General features: G+C 52.1%; 2 protein-coding genes and 3 pseudogenes. All 5 read right to left on the bottom strand.

Features of this window, described 5'->3' with window-relative positions:
- Nucleotides 1-180: pseudogene (gene lpxB / locus BG74_RS15220) on the bottom strand (lipid-A-disaccharide synthase); the annotation flags it as partial.
- A 2-nt stretch (nucleotides 181-182) separates the two neighbouring features.
- Nucleotides 183-329 (bottom strand): annotated as a pseudogene (locus BG74_RS15215) (acyl-ACP--UDP-N-acetylglucosamine O-acyltransferase); the annotation flags it as partial.
- Between the two features lies 1 nt (nucleotide 330).
- On the bottom strand, nucleotides 331-971 hold a 641-nt coding region (gene lpxA / locus BG74_RS00130), incomplete at its 3' end, for an acyl-ACP--UDP-N-acetylglucosamine O-acyltransferase (protein ID WP_244267028.1).
- Nucleotides 972-975: 4 nt separating this feature from the next.
- On the bottom strand, nucleotides 976-1,446 hold the full coding sequence (fabZ, locus tag BG74_RS00125) for a 3-hydroxyacyl-ACP dehydratase FabZ (protein WP_066595547.1): 471 nt from the start codon (nucleotides 1,444-1,446) through the stop codon (nucleotides 976-978).
- A gap of 149 nt (nucleotides 1,447-1,595) precedes the next feature.
- A pseudogene (gene lpxD / locus BG74_RS15210) lies at nucleotides 1,596-1,838 on the bottom strand (UDP-3-O-(3-hydroxymyristoyl)glucosamine N-acyltransferase); the annotation flags it as partial.

Below are 1,838 nucleotides of genomic sequence, written 5' to 3'. Positions count from 1 at the left end.
CGCCAGTTCTTCCATGTCATACCAGGCTTCCATCCCTTCCGATTGCATGCGTGGACCGGCGACGCCGACAAAGCAGACTTGCGGTAAATGGCCGCGCAGTGCGCGTATCAGCCCGGCGCCAAGAATATCTCCTGAGGTCTCTCCGGCTACCAGACCGATAGTAATCGGATGTGCCGACATAATCAGCGGATAATACCGCGCCGCGAGCGTGACAGGAAGTCCAGGAAGGTATTTACCACCTGATACTCCTGAGACAGCTCTTCCAACTCCAGTTTAGCTTCGTCGAGGGTTTTTCCGCTGTGATAAATAATTTTATAGGCGGAGCGTATNGCGTGAAGCACGACGCGATCGAAACCGCGGCGCTTCAATCCTTCAATGTTCAAGCCGAACGGTGTAGCGTGATTACCCTGGGCGATAACGAAAGGCGGCACGTCCTGGGCAACGCCGGAACAGCCTCCGACCATGACGTGGGCGCCAATGACACAAAACTGATGTACCGCGGTCATGCCGCCAATAATGGCGTAATCGTCCACTGCCACATGGCCGCCGAGCGTGGCATTATTAGCCATGATACAGCGGTTGCCCACCGTACAGTCGTGGGCAATATGGGTATTCACCATCAGCAAATTGTCGCTGCCAACCCGAGTCAACTCTCCGCCTTGTATCGTGCCACGATGAATGGTCACGCTTTCCCGAATCCGGTTACGGTGCCCGATTTCTACCCGCGTCGGCTCCCCTACATACTTCAAATCCTGATTGACGTCGCCAAGGGAGGAAAATGGATAAATCTGGTTATCTTCACCGATGCGGGTAATACCGGTCACTACTACGTGGGACTTAAGCACCGTGCGCGCGCCGATTTCGACTTGTGGCCCGATAACGCAGAACGGACCGACATGCGCACCAGCATGGATAATAGCACCCTCTTCTACGATGGCGCTGGGATGTATAATGGCGGATTGATCAATCACGTATTCAGGCCTCCCGGCGACGGGCGCACATCATCGACGCTTCACAAGTCACTTCACCATCAACTTTGGCAACACCTTTAAAGCGCGCGACGCCGCGACGCTCTTTAATGAATTCAACTTCTAGGATCATCTGATCGCCCGGCTGCACCGGACGCTTAAAACGCGCTTCATCGATGGCAGCAAAATAATAGAGTTCACCCGGCGCCAGCTTACCCGCGCTCTTGAACGCCAGAATGCCTGTCGCCTGGGCCATGGCTTCCAGGATTAACACCCCAGGAAAAATCGGTTTTCCCGGAAAATGACCCTGGAAAAACGGTTCATTGAAAGAAACATTCTTTACCGCCCGCAGAAACTTCCCCTTTTCAAAATCCAACACGCGGTCCACCAGTAGAAACGGAAACCGGTGGGGCAAAAGCTCTAATATCTCTTCAACTAATATCTCTTCAATATGCAGAGTATGAGTGTCAGTAGTCAAAATACTCTTCCTGTCTCTAAAAACGTGGCATTAATAACACGGCCTGCTTTAATCTCGGCAGGACAAAATAAGCAGGCCGCGAATATAATAATAGCTCGCCGGGAAACGGAGCCTCGACGCGCATTATCCTCTATAAGGGGCGGGAGCGATTAGTTTTTTGCTAATTTTCGCTCGATGGCTTTCATCCGTTTGCTCATGTCGCTAATATTCATGACTAAAGCGGTGGTTTTACGCCACTCTTTATTCGGCTGTAGCGGGATCCCGGATGAGTATACGCCAGGTTCGGTTATCGGACGCATAACCATGCCCATTCCGGTTACAGTAACTTTATCGCAAATAGCCATATGGCCATTAATGACGCTCGCGCCACCAATCATGCAATAGCGGCCGAT

Origin of the sequence: Sodalis-like endosymbiont of Proechinophthirus fluctus (genome assembly GCF_001602625.1) — a bacterium.
Classification (GTDB): domain Bacteria; phylum Pseudomonadota; class Gammaproteobacteria; order Enterobacterales; family Enterobacteriaceae.
This window is presented reverse-complemented; position numbering and strand designations above follow the sequence as displayed.